This window comes from Micromonospora sp. AMSO12t (assembly GCF_008806585.1).
Lineage (GTDB): Bacteria > Actinomycetota > Actinomycetes > Mycobacteriales > Micromonosporaceae > Micromonospora > Micromonospora reichwaldensis.
This window is the reverse complement of sequence record NZ_WAAS01000002.1, coordinates 26,328-43,791: the sequence shown is the minus strand read 5'-3', so window position 1 is coordinate 43,791 and position 17,464 is coordinate 26,328. Positions and strand designations below refer to the sequence as shown.

3 protein-coding genes and 1 pseudogene are annotated in these 17,464 nt (G+C 75.8%); all 4 read left to right on the top strand.

All coding sequences use genetic code 11. From position 1 onward, the window contains the following. Nucleotides 1-22 precede the first annotated feature (22 nt). The 4 genes and pseudogenes from F6X68_RS00800 to F6X68_RS00785 all read left to right on the top strand — a co-directional run bounded on the left by F6X68_RS00800 (nucleotide 23) and on the right by F6X68_RS00785 (nucleotide 17,008). Nucleotides 23-9,529, top strand: a complete 9,507-nt coding sequence (locus F6X68_RS00800; RefSeq protein WP_151452407.1) for a type I polyketide synthase — start codon at nucleotides 23-25, stop codon at nucleotides 9,527-9,529. Nucleotides 9,530-9,554: 25 nt separating this feature from the next. Further along, a pseudogene (locus tag F6X68_RS00795) lies at nucleotides 9,555-15,032 on the top strand (type I polyketide synthase); the annotation flags it as partial. An 87-nt stretch (nucleotides 15,033-15,119) separates the two neighbouring features. Then, a complete protein-coding gene (locus F6X68_RS00790) occupies nucleotides 15,120-16,172 on the top strand; it encodes an ABC transporter ATP-binding protein (protein WP_151452405.1) in 1,053 nt (350 codons plus the stop codon). Further along, nucleotides 16,169-17,008, top strand: coding sequence for an ABC transporter permease (locus tag F6X68_RS00785; protein ID WP_151452404.1), 840 nt, complete (start codon nucleotides 16,169-16,171; stop codon nucleotides 17,006-17,008). The genes F6X68_RS00790 and F6X68_RS00785 overlap by 4 nt, the downstream gene beginning before the upstream one ends. Nucleotides 17,009-17,464: the final 456 nt, after the last annotated feature.

Here is a 17,464-nt window from a genome sequence, read left to right as displayed (position 1 = left end):
CTTTCGAGGAAGCGGCACTCCGATGGCCAACGAAGACAAGCTCCGCGACTACCTCAAGCGGGTCATGGCTGATCTCCACGACACCCGCCGCCGGCTCAGTGAGGCACAGTCCCAGGAACTGGAGCCGGTGGCGATCGTGGCGATGAGCTGCCGGTTGCCGGGCGGGGTGCGCAACCCCGACGACCTGTGGGAGCTGTTGCGGGACGGCCGGGACGCGGTCACGCCCTTCCCCGACGACCGGGGCTGGGACCTGGAGCGCCTCTACCACCCCGACCCCGACCACCCGGGCACCTCGTACGCCCGGGAGGGCGGGTTCGTCGACGGGGCCGGGGACTTCGACTCCGCCTTCTTCGGCATCTCACCCCGCGAGGCGCTGACCATGGACCCCCAGCAGCGGTTGCTGCTGGAGACGTCCTGGGAGGCGGTCGAGGCCGCCGGGATCGACCCGGCCTCGCTGCGCGGCAGCCGGACCGGGGTGTTCGTCGGCACCAACGGGCAGGACTACGGCACCCTGCTGATGATGTCGCCCGACGGCGACGAGGGGCACTCGATGACCGGGGGCGCGGCGGCCGTCGCGTCGGGCCGGGTGTCGTACACCCTCGGGCTCGAAGGGCCGGCCGTCTCCATCGACACGGCCTGCTCGTCGTCGCTGGTGGCACTGCACCTCGCGGTGCAGGCGCTGCGGGCGGGGGAGTGCGACCTGGCGCTGGCCGGCGGGGTGACCGTGATGGCCACCCCGGGCCTCTACATCGGATCCAGCCGGCAGCGCGCCCTCTCCACCGACGGGCGGTGCAGGTCGTTCGCCGCCAGCGCCGACGGCGCCGGGTTCTCCGAGGGCGTCGGCTGGCTGCTGGTCGAGCGGCTGTCGGACGCCCGCCGCAACGGCCACCACGTCCTCGCGGTGGTCCGCGGCACGGCCGTCAACCAGGACGGCGCGTCGAACGGGCTGACCGCCCCGAACGGGCCGGCGCAGCAGCGGGTGATCAGCCAGGCCCTCGCCTCCGCCCGGCTCTCCACCGCCGACGTCGACGTCGTGGAGGCGCACGGCACCGGCACCAAGCTGGGCGACCCGATCGAGGCGCAGGCGCTCATCGCCACGTACGGGCAGGACCGGGGGGAGGCCCCGCCGCTGCTGCTCGGCTCGGTGAAGTCGAACATCGGCCACGCCCAGGCCGCCGCCGGCGTGGCCGGGGTGATCAAGCTGGTGCTCGCCATCCGGCACGGCGTCGTCCCGGCGACGCTGCACGTCGACGCCCCGTCCCCGCACATCGACTGGACGGCCGGCGCGGTGGAACTGGCCACCGAGGCCCGGCCGTGGCCCGAGACGGGGCGGGCGCGGCGGGGCGCCGTCTCCTCGTTCGGCATCTCCGGCACCAACGCGCACGTGATCATCGAGCAGCCGGACGAGTCGGCCGAGGAGCACCGCTCCGACTCCGCCCCCGGGCTGGTCGCGGCCGACGCGCTCCTCTGGCCGGTGTCGGCCCGGTCGAAGGCCGCCCTGGCCGGGCAGGCCGCCCGGCTCGCGTCGCACCTGCGACAGCGCGACGGGCTGGAGCCGGCCGCCGTGGGCTGGTCCCTGGCGGCCACCCGCTCGACGTTCGACCACCGCGCCGCCGTGGTCGGCTCGACCGCTGACGAGCTGCTGGCGGGGCTGGACGCGGTCGCGGCCGGCCTGCCCGCCGGGAACGTGGTCAACGGTGTGGCGTCGGGCCCCGGCGCGGGCCCCGTCTTCGTCTTTCCCGGTCAGGGCGCGCAGTCGGCGCGGATGGCCGCCGGTCTGGTCGGCCGGACGCCGGTGTTCGACGCGAAGCTGGCCGAGTGCCAGCGGGCCCTCGACCCGTACCTCGCCGTCGACGTGGTGTCGGTGCTGACCGGCGACGACGAGTCGTGGCTGGAGCGGGTCGAGGTCGTGCAGCCGGTGCTGTGGGCCGTGGGAATGGCCCTCGCCGCGGTGTGGCAGCACGCGGGGGTGACCCCGGCCGCGGTCATCGGTCACTCGCAGGGCGAGATCGGCGCGGCGTGCGTGGCCGGCATCCTCAGCCTGGAGGACGCCGCGAAGGCGGTGGCGCTGCGCTCCCGCGCCCTGACTGTGCTGCGCGGCACCGGGACGATGGCGTCGGTGGACCTGTCGGCCGACGCGGTCGCCGAGCGACTGCCGGCCTTCCCCGGCGTCGGGGTGGCGGCGGTCAACGGACCGTCCACCGTCGTGGTCTCCGGCCCGCCGCAGCACGTCGCCGACCTGGTGCAGGCGTGCCAGGCCCAGGGGGTCCGGGCCCGGTTGATCCCCGTGGACTACGCGTCGCACTCGCCCGCCGTGCAGGAGGTCGCCGAGCAGCTGCGCGCCGACCTGGCCGACGTGACGCCGCAGGTCGGCCACACCCGCCTGGTCTCCACGCTCACCGGGGACTGGGCCGACCCGATCTCCATGGGCGCGGACTACTGGTACGACAACCTGCGTCGGACGGTGCTCTTCGACACGGCGGTGCGGGTGGCCGTCGCCGCCGGGCACACCACGTTCGTGGAGATCAGCCCGCACCCCGTGCTGACGATGCCAGTCACGGCGATCCTCGACGACACCGGCGTCACCGGTAACACCCTGGGCAGCCTGCGTCGCGACGACGACGACGCGACCCGGCTGCTGACCAACCTCGCCGCGGCGCACGCCATCGGCCTGCCCGTCGACCTGACGAAGGTCCTGCCCGCCGCGCCCACCGTCGACCTGCCCACGTACGCCTTCGACCACCACCGGTACTGGCCCGCCCCGCCGGCCTTCCTCGCCGCGCCCGACGGCGAGCCGGACCTCGACCGGTGGCGCTACCGGGTCACCTGGCAGGCCGTGCCCGACCTGCCGCTGACCTGGCTCGCCGGCACCTGGCTCGTCCCGGTGCCCGCGGCGCTGGCCGGGGACCCCCTGGTCGCCGACGTGCTGTCGGCGCTCGGCAACTTCGGCGCGGACGTCGTACCCGTGGAACTGGACGCCACCGACGACCCGGCGGCGCTGGCCGAACCGCTGCGCGCCGCGCTCGCCGGCCCGGACGGACCCGTCGCCGTGCTCTCCCTGCTGGGCCTGGACGAGCGGGCGCACCCGGAGCACCCGGCGACCTCGCTGGCCGTCTCGGGCACCGCCCTGCTGGTGCAGGCGCTCGGGGCGCTCGGCGTCGAGGCGCCGCTGTGGTGCGCGACCCGGGGAGCCGTCGCGGTCAGCGCCGACGACCCGGCGCCGAGCCCCGTGGCCGCCGCCGTCTGGGGGCTCGGCCGCGCGGTCGCCCTCGAACACCCCGCCCGCTGGGGCGGCCTGCTCGACCTGCCGCACACCCTCGACGCGCAGGCCGGCGCCCTGCTCTGCGCGGCGCTCGGCGCCAACGGCGAGGACCAGTTCGGCGGTGGCGCCGACCAGTTCGGCGACGACGACGGCGCGGAGCAGTTCGGCGGCGACGAGGACCAGCTCGCCGTGCGCGGGTCCGGGGTCTTCGTCCGCCGGCTCACCCGGCTCACCGAACCCGAGCCGACCGCGTCCGGCGACGCCGTCGACGACACCTGGCGGATGCGCGGCACCGTGCTGATCACCGGCGGCACCGGCGGGCTGGGCGGGCACCTGGCCCGCTGGGCGGCCCGCACCGGCGCCGCGCACGTCCTGCTGGCCAGCCGGCGCGGCCCGGACGCCCCGGGTGCCGCCGAGCTGGAGGCGGAGCTGACCGACCTCGGCGTACGGGTCACCGTGGCCCGCTGCGACGTCGCCGACCGGGCGCAGGTGGCCGACCTGCTGGCCGCCGTACCCGCCGACGCCCCGGTGACCGCCGTGCTGCACACCGCCGCCGTCCTCGACGACGGGATCGTCGACACCGTCACCCCGCAGCGCCTGCACACCGTCGCCGCGCCCAAGTGCGCCGCTGCCGTCCACCTGGACGAGCTGACCCGGGACCTCGACCTGGACGCCTTCGTGCTCTTCTCCTCGGTCGCCGGCACCACCGGCAACGCCGGGCAGGGCGCGTACGGGGCGGCGAACGCGTTCCTCGACGCCCTCGCCGAGCGGCGCCGGGCCGAGGGCCTGCCCGCACTCTCGGTGGCCTGGGGCGCGTGGAGCGGGGCCGGCCTGCCCGCCGACAACGAACGCGCCCAGCAGCGACTGCGCCGGGGCGGCATGCTCGGCATGGACCCGGACCTGGCCGTCGAGGCCCTCGCCCGGGCGCTGCGGCGCGGCGAGGCCACGACCCTGATCGCCGACATCGACTGGGCCCGGTTCGCCCCCGCGTTCACCCTGGTCCGGCCCAGCCCGCTGATCGGCGACCTCGCCGAGGTGCGCGAGGCGACGCGGCCGGACCCGCAGGAGGCCGCCGAGGAGGCGACGGACGTACCGTCGGCCCTGGCGCGGCGGCTCGCCGGGCTCGCCGCGGCGGAGCGCGCCGCGACGCTGCTGGAGCTGGTCCGCCAGTGCGCGGCGACCGCGCTCGGCTACGGCGCGGCCGACGACATCCCGGCCACCCTGCCCTTCCGCGACCTCGGCCTGGACTCGCTGACCGCCGTGGACATGCGCAACTTCCTGGCCACCGCCACCGACCTGCGGCTGCCCGCGACGCTCGCCTTCGACTACCCGAACCCGACGGCGCTCGCCGCGCACCTCGACGAACTGCTCACCGGGGCCACCCCGGACGTGGCCACCCCCGCCCCGGCCGCGCCGGCCGACGACGACGAGCCGATCGCCATCGTGGCGATGAGCTGCCGCCTGCCCGGCGGGGCGGACACCCCGGAGCAGCTGTGGCAGCTCCTCGCCGGCGGCGGCGACGCGATCGGCGAGTTCCCCACCGACCGGGGCTGGGACCTCGACCGGCTCTTCGACTCCGACCCGGAGAAGGAGGGCACCAGCTACGCCCGCGAGGGCGGATTCGTCACCGGGGCCGCCGACTTCGACGCCGGCTTCTTCGGCATCAGCCCCCGCGAGGCCCTGGCCATGGACCCGCAGCAGCGGCTCCTGCTGGAGGCGTCCTGGGAGGCGATCGAGCGGGCCGGGATCGACCCGCACGCGCTGCGCGGCAGCCCCACCGGCGTCTTCGTCGGCACCAACTACCAGGACTACCGGAACCTGATGTTCAGCGCCGAGGGCGCCGAGGGGCACCTGATGACCGGCAACGCCGGCAGCGTGCTCTCCGGCCGGGTGTCGTACACCCTCGGGCTGGAGGGGCCCGCCGTCTCGGTCGACACCGCCTGCTCGTCGTCGCTGGTCGCGCTGCACTGGGCCTGCCAGGCGCTGCGCCGCTCGGAGTGCTCCCTCGCCCTGGTCGGCGGCGTCACCGTCATGTCCACCCCCGGGGTGTTCGTCGGCTTCAGCCGGCAGCGGGGGCTCGCCCCGGACAGCCGGGTCAAGGCGTTCGCCTCCGCCGCCGACGGCACCAGCTGGGGCGAGGGCCTCGGCCTGCTGCTCGTCGAGCGGCTCTCCGACGCCCGCCGCAACGGCCACCCCGTGCTCGCCGTGATCAAGGGCAGCGCCGTCAACCAGGACGGCGCCTCCAACGGCCTGACCGCTCCGAACGGGCCGTCGCAGCAGCGGGTGATCCGGCAGGCGCTCGCCAACGCCGGCCTCACCCCGGCCGACGTGGACGCCGTCGAGGCGCACGGCACCGGCACCAAGCTCGGCGACCCCATCGAGGCGCAGGCCCTGCTCGCCACGTACGGCCAGCGGCCCGCCGACCAGCCGCTCTGGCTCGGCTCGATCAAGTCCAACATCGGGCACACGCAGGCCGCCGCCGGCGTCGCCGGGATCATCAAGATGGTGCTGGCGCTGCGGCACGGCTACCTGCCGCAGACCCTGCACGTCGACGAACCGACCGACCAGGTGGACTGGTCCGTCGGCGCGGTCGAGCTGCTCGGCGAGGGCCGCCCCTGGCCGGTCACCGACCACCCGCGCCGCGCGGCCGTCTCCTCGTTCGGCATCAGCGGCACCAACGCGCACACCATCCTGGAGCAGGCCCCGGAGCCGGCCGTCGTCGAGCCGCCGACGGGGGAGCCGGCCGGGCTGCCGGTGGTGCCGGTGCTGCTGTCGGGACGTACGGCGGTCGCGCTGGCCGCCCAGGCGGACCGCTGGGCCGAGCAGCTCACCGGGCTGGAGGCCCCCCGGACGGTCGACGTGGGCTGGTCGTCGGCGGTCTCCCGGGCCACCCTGGAGCACCGGGCCGTCGTGCTGGCCACCGACCGGATCGCGCTGGGCGCCGGGCTGCGCGCCCTCGGCGCCGGTGAGGACTCGCCGCTGGTGGTCACCGGCGTGGCCGCGTCCCGGCCGAAGGTGGCGTACCTGTTCTCCGGGCAGGGGGCGCAGCGGGCCGGGATGGGTCGCGAGCTGGCCGAGGCGTTCCCGGTCTTCGCCGCCGCGCTCGACGAGGCCTGCGGCGCACTCGACCCGCACCTGCCCCGCCCGCTGAAGCCGCTGCTCTTCGCCGAGCCGGACACCCCCGAGGCCGAGGCGCTGGACCGGACCGAGTTCACCCAGCCGGCGCTCTTCGCCGTGGAGGTGGCGCTGTTCCGGCTGTTCGAGGCGTGGGGGGTGCGCCCCGACGCGGTCGCCGGGCACTCCATCGGCGAGTTCGCCGCGGCCCACGCCGCCGGGGTGCTCTCCCTGGCCGACGCCGCCGAGCTGGTCGCCGCCCGGGGCCGGCTGATGCAGGCGCTGCCGGCCGGCGGGGCGATGCTCGCCATCGCCACCACCGAGGCCGAGGTGACCGCCGGGCTCGGCGACCGCGCCGACCGGGTCTCCGTCGCCGCCGTCAACGGTCCCGCCGCCGTCGTGGTGTCCGGGGCCGGCGACGCAGTCGAGGAACTGGCCGCCGAGTGGACCGCGCGGGGCGTCCGGATCCGGCGGCTGACGGTCAGCCACGCGTTCCACAGCCCGCTGATGGAACCGGTGCTCGACGACCTCGCCGCCGTCGCCGGACGGCTGCGGTACCAGGACCCGACCATTCCGATGATCTCCACCGTCACCGGCGCGCCGGTCGACGCGGCGGAGATCGGCACGCCGGAGTACTGGGTGCGGCACGCCCGCGACGCCGTGCGCTTCGCCGACGCCGTCGAGGCGCTGCGGGAGCGCAACGTCACCGGCTACGTCGAGATCGGCCCGGACGGGGTGCTCACCGCCCTCGCCCAGGCCGTCCTGGCCGAGGACGCCCCGAGCGGCGGCCGGGCCCCGCTGGTCGTACCCGCCCTGCGCCGGGACCGCTCCGAGCCGACCACCCTGCTGCGGGCGGTCGCCGCGCTGCACACCCACGGCGTCTCCCCGGACTGGTTCGCCCTCTACGCGGGCACCGGCGCGCAGCGGGTCGACCTGCCCACCTACACGTTCGACCGGCAGCGCTACTGGCCGGAGCCGCCGCCGTGGGCCAGCCTGGCGGCCGAGGACGACCGCACCGACGTCGAGCGCCGCTTCTGGGCGGCCGTCGAGGCCGAGGACCTCGAGTCGCTGGCCCGCGACCTGGACGTGGACCGCGACCAGCCGTTCGGGACGGTGCTGCCCGCGCTCTCCGCGTGGCGGCGGCGCGGCCGGGAACGGTCCCTGGTCGACGGCAGCCGGTACCGGGTCGTCTGGGAGCCCATCGAGGAGACCCCGGAGGAGCAGGACCCCGGCCGCTGGCTGGTGCTGCTGCCCGCCGACAAGGCCGACGACCCCGACCTGAACTCCTGCACCTGGGCCCTGGGCACCGACGTGACCATCGTGCCCGTGGACACCGGCGCCGACCCCGACGAGCTGTGCGGCGGGTTCGCCGACGTGCTCACCGAGGCACTCGGCGAGGACGGGGGGCCGCTGTCGATCCTCTCCTTCCTCGGCCTGGACGACGCCCCGCACGCCGAGCACCCGACGCTGCCGCGTGGCCTCGCCGCGACCGTGCACCTGCTCCAGCAGCTCGTCGACCTCGACGCCCCGGCCCGGCTCTGGTCCGTCACCCAGGGCGCCGTCGGGGTCGGCGACGGCGACGTCCCGGCCAACCCGCGGCAGGCGATGCTGTGGGGCCTGGGCCGGGTGGCCGCGCTGGAACAGCCCGCCCGCTGGGCCGGTCTGGTCGACCTGCCCACCGACCTCGAGCCCTGGACGGCGATGCGGCTCGGCGGCATCCTCACCGGCGGCGGCGTGGAGGACCAGCTCGCCGTCCGCGAGTCCGGGGTGCTGGTGCGGCGGCTCGTCCCGGCCGTCACCGACGGGGACCCCGCGCCGTGGCAGCCCCGGGGCACGGTGCTGATCACCGGCGGCACCGGCGCGCTCGGCGGGCACGTGGCCCGCTGGGTGGCCGGCGCCGGCGCGGAACGGGTGGTGCTGACCAGCCGGCGCGGCACCGACACCCCCGGCGCCGCCGAGCTGCTCGCCGAGCTGACCGGCCTCGGGGTGGACTGCCGGGTCGCCCGCTGCGACGCCGCCGACCGGAACGCGGTGGCCGAGCTCCTGGCCGACCTCGGGCGGGAGGGCCCGCCGCTGCGCGCGGTGGTGCACGCCGCGGGGGTCAGCGAGGTGGTGCCGCTGGCCGACACCACCCTGGAGGACCTGGCGTACGTCATCGCCCCGAAGCTGTCCGGCGCCGAGCACCTCGACGAGCTGCTCGACGGCGTCGACCTGGACGCGTTCGTGCTCTTCTCGTCCATCTCGGCGGTGTGGGGCAGCGGCGGGCAGGGCGCGTACGCGGCAGGCAACGCCTACCTGGACGCGCTCGCCGAGCGGCGCCGGGGCCGGGGCCTGGCGGCCACCTCCGTCGCGTGGGGGCCGTGGACCGAGTCCGGCATGTACACCGAGGGGGCGGCGGAGCAGCTGCGCCGCCGCGGCCTGCGGGTGATGCCGCCCGGCGTGGCGATGGCCGGGCTGCGGCACGCCCTGGCCGTCGGCGACACCTGCGTCACCGTCGCCGACGTCGAGTGGGCCACCTTCGCGCCGCTGTTCACCTCGCTGCGGCCCAGCCCGCTGCTGGCCGACCTGCCGGCCGTACGCGAGCTGGCCGTCACCCCCGCCGACGCGCCGGACGCCTCCGCGCCCGTCGCCCGGGACCTGCTCGCCGAGTTGCGGGCGCTGCCCGGCGACGAGCGGCGGGCCGCGCTGCTGGAGATGGTGCGCGTCGACGCGGCGAAGGTGCTCGGCCACTCCTCCGGCGACGTGATCGAGACGGACCGGGGCTTCCTGGACCTCGGCTTCGACTCGCTCACCGCCGTGGAGCTGCGCAACCTGCTCACCGCGGCCACCGGGCACGACCTGCCCACCACGGTCGTCTTCGACTACCCGACGCCGGCCGGCCTGGCCGACCACCTGTACGAGGAGCTCTTCGCCGACGGCGACGGGGAGTTCGGCGAGGACGGCGACGAGGGGTCGGTCCGCCGGGCCCTCGCCGCGATCCCGCTGGACGAGCTGCGGCGGACGGGTCTGCTCGACCAGCTGCTCCAGCTGGCCCGCACGAGCGCCGCTCCGCCGGCCGTGGCGCCCGCCGCCCCGGCCGCGCCCGAGGCGCAGATCCACGAACTCGACGTCGCGGGCCTGGTCCGGATGGCCCTGGAAGGCTCCGACTCGTGACCCGGCCGGCCCTGAGGAGCCCCCGATGAGTGTTTCACTGGACGAGGTCGTCGGCGCGCTGCGCGCGTCCCTGCTCGACAACCAGAAGCTCAAGCAGCAGAACCAGCAGCTCACCGCCGCGCTCAGCGAGCCGGTGGCGATCATCGGCATGAGCTGCCGGTTCCCCGGCGGCGTCGGGTCGCCGGAGCAGTTGTGGGACCTGGTGGCCGACGGCACCGACGCGATGTCGGCGTTCCCCGACGACCGGGGCTGGGACCTGGGGGCGCTCTACGACCCCGATCCCGACCCGGACAGCCGGGGCACGTCGTACGTGCGGGAGGGTGGGTTCCTCTACTCCGCCGGGAACTTCGACCCCGCCTTCTTCGGCATCAGTCCCCGCGAGGCCCTCGCGATGGACCCGCAGCAGCGGCTGCTGCTGGAGACCGCCTGGGAGGCGTTCGAGCGGGCCGGCATCGACCCGACCACGCTGCGCGGCGCACCCACCGGCGTGTACGCGGCGACCAGCAGCCAGGGCGACTATGCCGCGCTGCTCACCGGGGTCAGCGGCGGCGTCGAGGGCTACCTCGGCACCGGTAGCGCCGCCGCCGTGGCCAGCGGCCGGATCTCGTACGCCCTGGGACTGGAGGGGCCGGCGGTCACCGTGGACACCGCCTGCAGTTCGTCCCTGGTCGCGCTGCACCTCGCCTGCCAGGCGCTGCGGCTGGGCGAGTGCACCATGGCGCTGGTCGGCGGGGTGTCGGTGATGGCCACCCCGACCGTCTTCGTGGAGTTCTCCCGCCAGCGCGGCCTGTCCATCGACGGCCGGTGCAAGTCGTTCGCCGCCGCCGCCGACGGCACCGGCTGGTCCGAGGGGGCCGGCATGCTGCTGGTCGAGCGGCTCTCCGACGCCCGCCGCAACGGCCACCCGGTCCTCGCCGTGGTGCGCGGCAGCGCGGTCAACCAGGACGGGGCCAGCAGCGGGCTGACCGCCCCGAACGGCCCGTCCCAGCGGCGGGTGATCCGGCAGGCCCTGACCAACGCGGGGCTGACCGCCGACCAGGTGGACGTCGTCGAGGCGCACGGCACCGGCACGACGCTCGGCGACCCCATCGAGGCGCAGGCGTTGCTGGCCACGTACGGGAAGGACCGCCGCGCCGACCGGCCGTTGTGGCTGGGGTCGGTGAAGTCGAACATCGGGCACACCCAGGCCGCCGCCGGTGTGGCCGGGGTGATGAAGATGGTCCTGGCGATGCGGCACGGGGTGCTGCCGCCCACCCTGCACGTGGACGAGCCCACCCCGCACGTCGACTGGTCGGCGGGGGCGGTGTCCCTGCTGACCGGGGCGGAGCCCTGGCCGGAGACCGGGCAGCCGCGCCGGGCCGGGGTCTCCGCGTTCGGGATCAGCGGCACCAACGCGCACGTCATCATCGAGCAGGCCGCCGAAGCGGACACCGACGACACCCGGCCGGCCGGTACGCCCGCCCCGCCGACCCCCTGGATCGTCTCCGCCCGCTCCGCGCCGGCCCTGGCCGGGCAGGCCCGGCGGCTGCTGGACCACCTGGCCGACCACCCCGACCTGGCCCCGGCCGACGTGGCGTACTCGCTGGTCACCACCCGCGCGGCCCTGCCGCACCGGGCAGCGGTGATCGGCGAGGACCGCGACGCGCTGCTGGCCGGCCTGCGCGCGGTCGCCGAGGAGCGCAACACGTCCGGCGTGGTACGCGGCGTGGCCCGCCCGGCCGGCAAGGTCGCCTTCCTCTTCACCGGCCAGGGCGCCCAGCGCCTGGGCATGGGCGCCGAGCTGTGCCGCCGGTTCCCGGTGTTCGCCGCCGCCTTCGACGAGGTCGCTGGGGAACTGGACCGGCACCTGAGCCGGCCGCTGCGGGAGGTGGTCTTCGCCGATCCCGACTCGCCCGAGGCGGCGCTGCTGGACCGTACCGAGTTCACCCAGCCGGCACTGTTCGCCTACGAGGTCGCCGCCTACCGGCTGGTCACGGCGTGGGGGCTGCGCCCGCAGCACCTGCTCGGCCACTCGGTCGGCGAGCTGGCCGCGGCGCACGTCGCCGGCGTGCTGTCGCTGGTCGACGCCGCGGCCCTGGTGGTCGCCCGGGGTCGGCTGATGCAGCAGCTGCCGCCCGGCGGGGCGATGCTGGCGGTGCGGGCGTCGGAGGCCGACGTGACGCCGCTGCTCGACGAGCGGGTGTCGCTGGCCGCCGTGAACGGCCCCCGGTCGGTGGTGCTCTCCGGCGACGAGGAGGCCGTGCTCGCAGCCGGTGCGCGGCTGGCCGCCGAGGGCCGACGGTCCCGCCGGCTGCGGGTCAGCCACGCCTTCCACTCGGCCCGGATGGACGGCATGCTGGCCGACTTCCGGGTCGTCGCGGAGAAGGTCACCTGGCATCCGCCGACGCTGCCGGTCGTCTCCGACCGCACCGGCGAGCCGCTCACCGCCGCCCAGGCCACCGACCCGGGCTACTGGGTCGACCACGTCCGGGACACCGTCCGCTTCCACGAGGGCGTCGCCACCCTGGCCGCCGCCGGCGTGGGGACCTTCCTGGAGCTCGGCCCCGACGGCGCCCTGACCGCGCTGGCCCGCGAGTGCCTGCCCGACGTCGAGCCGGCGGCCTTCGTGCCGCTCGGCCGCCGGGACCAGCCCGAGCCGGCCAGCCTGCTCGCCGCGCTCGCCGCCGTCGACCTGCGCGGCGCCGGGGTGGACTGGCCGGCCCTCTTCGCCGGCAGCGACGCCATGCGCGTCGAGCTGCCCACCTACGCCTTCCACCACGAGCGGTACTGGCCGGATCCGCCCGCCGTCGACCTCCGTCAGCCCGCCGCGCCGAGCGACGACGAGGAGTTCTGGGCCGCCGTGACCCAGGACCGGCCGGCCGCGCTGGCCGCCGCGCTCGGCCTGGACGCCGACCGGCAGGAGGCGCTCGCCGAACTGCTGCCCGCCCTGGCGTCGTACCGGGACCGGCGGCGCCGCGGCTCCGCCCTGGACGGCCTGCGGTACCGCGCCGACTGGGTCCGCGTCGCCGCGCCCTCCGGCACCGCGACGACCGGCGGATGCCTGGTGGTGGCCGGGACGCGGACCGACGCCACGGGCGTGCTGGCCGCACTGCGCGCCGAGGGACTGGACCCGGTGCTCGTGACCGTGGGCGACGACCCGGACGAGATCGCCCGGGCCGTCGAGCACACCGGGGGCATCCCGTCGGTCGTGGTCTCGCTGCTGGCGGCGGGGGCCACGGGGACGGTCGCGCTGGCCGGGACGGCCGCGCTCGTCCGGGCCCTCGCCGGCGCCGGGGGCAGCGCGCCGGTGTGGACCGTGACCCGGGGCGCGGTGGCCGTCGACGCCGACGATGCCGCGCCCGGCGTCGCCGGCGCGTACCTCTGGGGCCTGGGTCGGGTGCTGGCGTTGGAACAGCCGCGCCTCTGGGGCGGGCTGGTCGACCTGCCCGCGGAGCCGGACGACGCCGCGCTCGCCGCGCTCGCCCGGCTCGTCGCGGCCGGCGGCGACGAGGACCAGCTGGCGGTGCGTTCCGGCGGGGTGTACGCGCGGCGGCTGTCGCGCGCCCCGGCCGGCACCGCCGCCGACGCGGACTGGCGGCCCCGGGGTGCGGTCCTGGTGCACGGGGCCGCGGCGGTGCGCACCCCGCACCTGCTGCGGTGGCTCGCCGACCGTGGCGCCACCCATCTCGTCCTCGCCGGTCCCGGGGCGCCCGCCGGGACGATCGGCCGGGACGTCGCGGTCACCGTCGTCGACGATCTCGACGGGCTGCCCGAGGCGCTGGACCGGCTGGCCGACGCCGGGACCGTGGTCCGCACCGTCCTGCACGTCGCCGACTCCGACGGGGCCGGCGAACCGGTCGCGGCGCTGGACCCGCGCGACCTGGCCGACGCCGTGGCCGCCCGTACCGCCGGGGTGGAGCTGCTCGACCGGGCCTGCGCCGGCCGGCCGATCGACGAGTTCGTGGTCTTCACCTCCACGGCCGCCGTCTGGGGCAGCGGGGGAGCGGCAGTCGCCGCCGCCGCCGGCGCCGGGCTGGAGGCGCTGGCCGCCGGCCGGCGCGCCGCCGGCCGCCCGGCCACCGTCGTCGCGTGGGTGCCCTGGGCCGACGAGGTCACCGACCCGGCACAGCTGCGCCGCCGGGGGGTCCGTCCGCTCCCCGCCGAACTGGCCGTGTCCGCGTTGCAGCAGGCCGTGGGCCGCGGCGACGACCAGCTCGCGGTCGCCGACCTCGACTGGCCGGCGTTCGTGCCGGCCTTCACCGCCGTACGGCCCGCACCGCTGCTGCGCGGCGTGCCCGAGGCGGCGGCAGCCGCGGACCGGGACGCCGGCCCCGGTGGCGAGGTGACCGATCCGGCCCGGGCCTTCCGGGACCGGCTGGCCGGCACCCCGGCCGGCGATCGGCACGGGATCCTGCTGGATCTGGTCCGCGCGCGCGTGGCCACGGTGCTCGGGCACGCTTCGCCCGGGGCGGTCGAGGCCGACCGGGACTTCCTGGAGCTCGGCTTCGACTCGCTGACCGCACTGGAGCTGCGCGACGCGCTGTGCCAGGAGACCGGGGCGGAGCTGTCGGCCACCCTGCTCTTCGACCATCCGACCCCTACGGCGCTCGCCCGCCACCTGCTCGGTCAGCTCGGCGGCGCGGACGCGGCCGGGGACGGCGCGGACGACGCCGGGGGACCCGCTGCGGAGAGTTCCGGCGGCGGACTGCTCGGCGGGCTGTTCAACCAGCCGAAGGCGCGCGAGGATCCCGCCGGGTACGCCGAGCTCCTGGTCAAGCTCGCGCAGTTCCGGCCCAGCTTCAGCGAGCCGGCGCAGCTCACCCGCCCGGCCGGCATCCTGCGGCTGGCCGAGGGCAGCGCCGCGGCGCAGCTGGTGTGCTGCTGCACCATGTCCCTGCTCTCCGGCGCACACGAGTACGCCCGGCTCGCCGCCGGCTTCCGGGGGGTGCGCAACGTCTGGGCCCTGCCCAACCCCGGGTTCGGCGTGGGCGAGGAGCTGCCCGCCGACCTCGACGCCCTGCTGCGGGTGCACGCCGACACGGTGCTGCGCGCCGTCGGCGCCGGCCCGTTCGTGCTGGCCGGTCACTCGGGTGGCGCGATGGTGGCCAACCTGCTCGCCGGCGAGCTGGAACGCCAGGGCCGCTCGCCGGACGCGGTGGTGCTGATGGACACCTACCCGGCGAACAGCGAGGTGCTCGGCGGGTGGGTGCCGCAGCTGCTCGACGGGATGATCGACCGGGAGACCGCGTACACGCCGATGGACGACTGGCGGACGACCGCGTGGGCCGGCTACCTGCCCCTGTTCCTGGACTGGCAGCCGTCCGAGATGGCGGCGCCGACCCTGCTGGTCCGGGCCAGCGAGCCGTTGGGGGAGTGGACGGGCGAGGAGGGCGGCTGGCGGTCCCGCTGGCCCTACCCGCACGAGGTGGCGGACGCGGCCGGTGACCACTTCAGCATGGTCGCCGACCGGGGGCCGGAACTCGCCGGCACGCTCCAGCGGTGGCTGGCCGCGCGGGGCCTGTGACCGTTCCCGCCCCTGGCGTGCCCCTAGCGCCCCCTATCGGCGCACACACATCTATCGAACCGACGTTGCAGGACGGAGCATGACGACGTGGACGAGGCAGTGGTGGTCACGGAGCTGGTCAAGCGGTACCAGCCCAACATGCCACCGGCGGTGGACGGGCTGAGTTTCTCCGTCGCCGCCGGTGAGGTCTTCGGCCTGCTCGGGCCGAACGGGGCGGGCAAGACGACGACGATCGGGGTGCTGACCACTCGGGTGCGGGCCACCTCGGGCCGGGCCCGGGTGTGTGGCGCGGACGTGATCGGCGCGCCCGCTGTCGCGCGGCAGTTGCTGGCGGTCGTACCGCAGCGGGTGAACCTGGACCGGGCGCTGACCGTCCGGCAGAACCTGCTGTTCCACGCGGCGTACCACCGCGTGCCCCGGGCGGAGCGCATCCGGCGGGCGGACGAGCTGCTGGACCAGATGGGGCTCAAGGACTTCGCGAACCACCGTACCGACTTCCTGTCCGGCGGCCTCGCCCAGCGCACGATGATCGCCCGCGCGCTGATGCACTCGCCCCGGGTGCTCTTCCTCGACGAGCCGTCCGCGGGCCTCGACCCGCAGTCCCGGCTCTTCGTGCACGACCGGATCGCCGAGCTGAAGCGGGCCGGAGTGACCGTGGTGGTCACCACGCACGACATGGACGAGGCGGAGAAGCTCTGCGACCGCGTCGGCATCGTCGACCACGGCAAGCTGCTCACCATGGACACCCCGTCCGCGCTGACCCGTACGCTGCCGGGCAGCAGCACCCTGACCCTCGTGGTGACCCCCGGCGCCCCCGCCGAGGAGGTGCGGGCCGCGCTCGACGCGATCCCGGACGTGGAGCAGGTGGAACACTTCAAGGTGGCCGCCCCGACGCCCGTCGCCGCGCCGGCGTTCCCCGGCATGCCGGCGATGCCGGTGCCCGCGCCGGCCCCCGACGCGCCCGTCGACCCGGACGCCCCGCTCTCCTTCCGGGTCTACACCAGCGGCCAGCCGGCCAACGCCATCCCGATGGCGATGAAGATCCTCGCCGACCTGGGCTGCGAGGTTCGTGACCTGAACATCGGCCAGCCCAGCCTGGAAGATGTCTTCATCCACCTGACCGGAAGGGAACTTCGGTGAGCGTCGCCGCCCCCGCCCCCCCGTCCGCGCCCTCGACGGCCGCGGCGCCGCCGCCGGTGAGCGCGCTGGACCAGTTCGCCACGTTCCGCGCGGTGCTCTCGCGGGACCTGTTCGTCACCGGCCGGGAGCTGGTCGGCTTCCTGCTCCAGGTCTTCATCCAGCCGCTGTTCATGCTGCTGATCTTCGGCAAGGTGCTCAGCGACCTGGGCTACGCCAGCGACGACTTCTCCAACGTGCTGCTGCCCGGCGTCATCGCGCTGAACGCCTTCCTGATCGGGCTGGAGAACACCGCGCTGCCGATGATGATGGACTTCTCCTTCACCCGGGAGATCGAGGACCGCCTCCTGTCGCCCATGGCGATCCCGCTGGTGGCCCTGGAGAAGATCGTCTTCGGCGGCATCCGCGGCCTGATCGCCGGCGTGGTGCTGATCCCGGTCGGCATGCTCATGCTCGGTGTCACCTGGCCCTGGGCTGTCGTGCTCAAGGTGATCGGGGTGTTGGCGATCGGCGCGCTGGTCGGCGCGGCGGTCGGCCTCGCCTTCGGCACGCTGGTGCCGACGCAGCACATCCAGATCATGTTCACCGTGGTGATGACCCCGATCATGTTCACCGGCGCGACCCAGTTCCCGCTGCTCGGCCTGGACTCGCTGCGCTGGTACCAGGTGATCTGCTCGCTGAACCCGCTCACCTACATCAGCGAGGGGACCCGGTCGCTCGTCGGTCCGCCGGGGGTCGAGTCGCTGCCGCTCTGGCTGTGCATGTGCGTCCTCGCCGGGGTCTTCGTGGTGTTCTCGATGATCGGCATGCGTGGCTTCATGCGCCGCGCCATGGACTAGCTCGACAGGATCCGAACCGCCGATGGCCCGAGCCGCTCCTGCGGCCCGGGCCATCGGCGTCGGTGTCGCCGGTGACACCTCGGCCCGTCCCGCCCGCCGGATCGCACGAGTCGAACCCAGCCGGCCGGGACGGGCGTCCCGGTCGCCCCATTCCGTAGTCACCCGAATACACGCCATTTACCAGCGCAAATGCAGATCAGGTCACTCCATCGGGGAGGATGGAGAAAACAATTCACCTCTCCGCTGGGCGTCGCCAGGTCAGCCGTGGCAGGCTGTACGGACGGCGGCAGTTCACCCTTTCGGCTGTCTTGGAGTGGCAACCATCCCATCCGGGCTCCGCCGAACGTCGCCACACCGACGAACGTCGGTGCCGGCCCGGCCGCAGACCGAACGGCTCCACGAACAGCCACCGGTGCGGCGTACTCCAAGGGTCGGACGGCGCGGGTCGCCGCACAG

Excerpts from the sequence above, each read along its gene's own strand:
- F6X68_RS00800 (WP_151452407.1), top strand. The coding sequence starts at position 23 with ATGGCCAACGAAGACAAGCTCCGCGACTACCTCAAGCGGGTCATGGCT.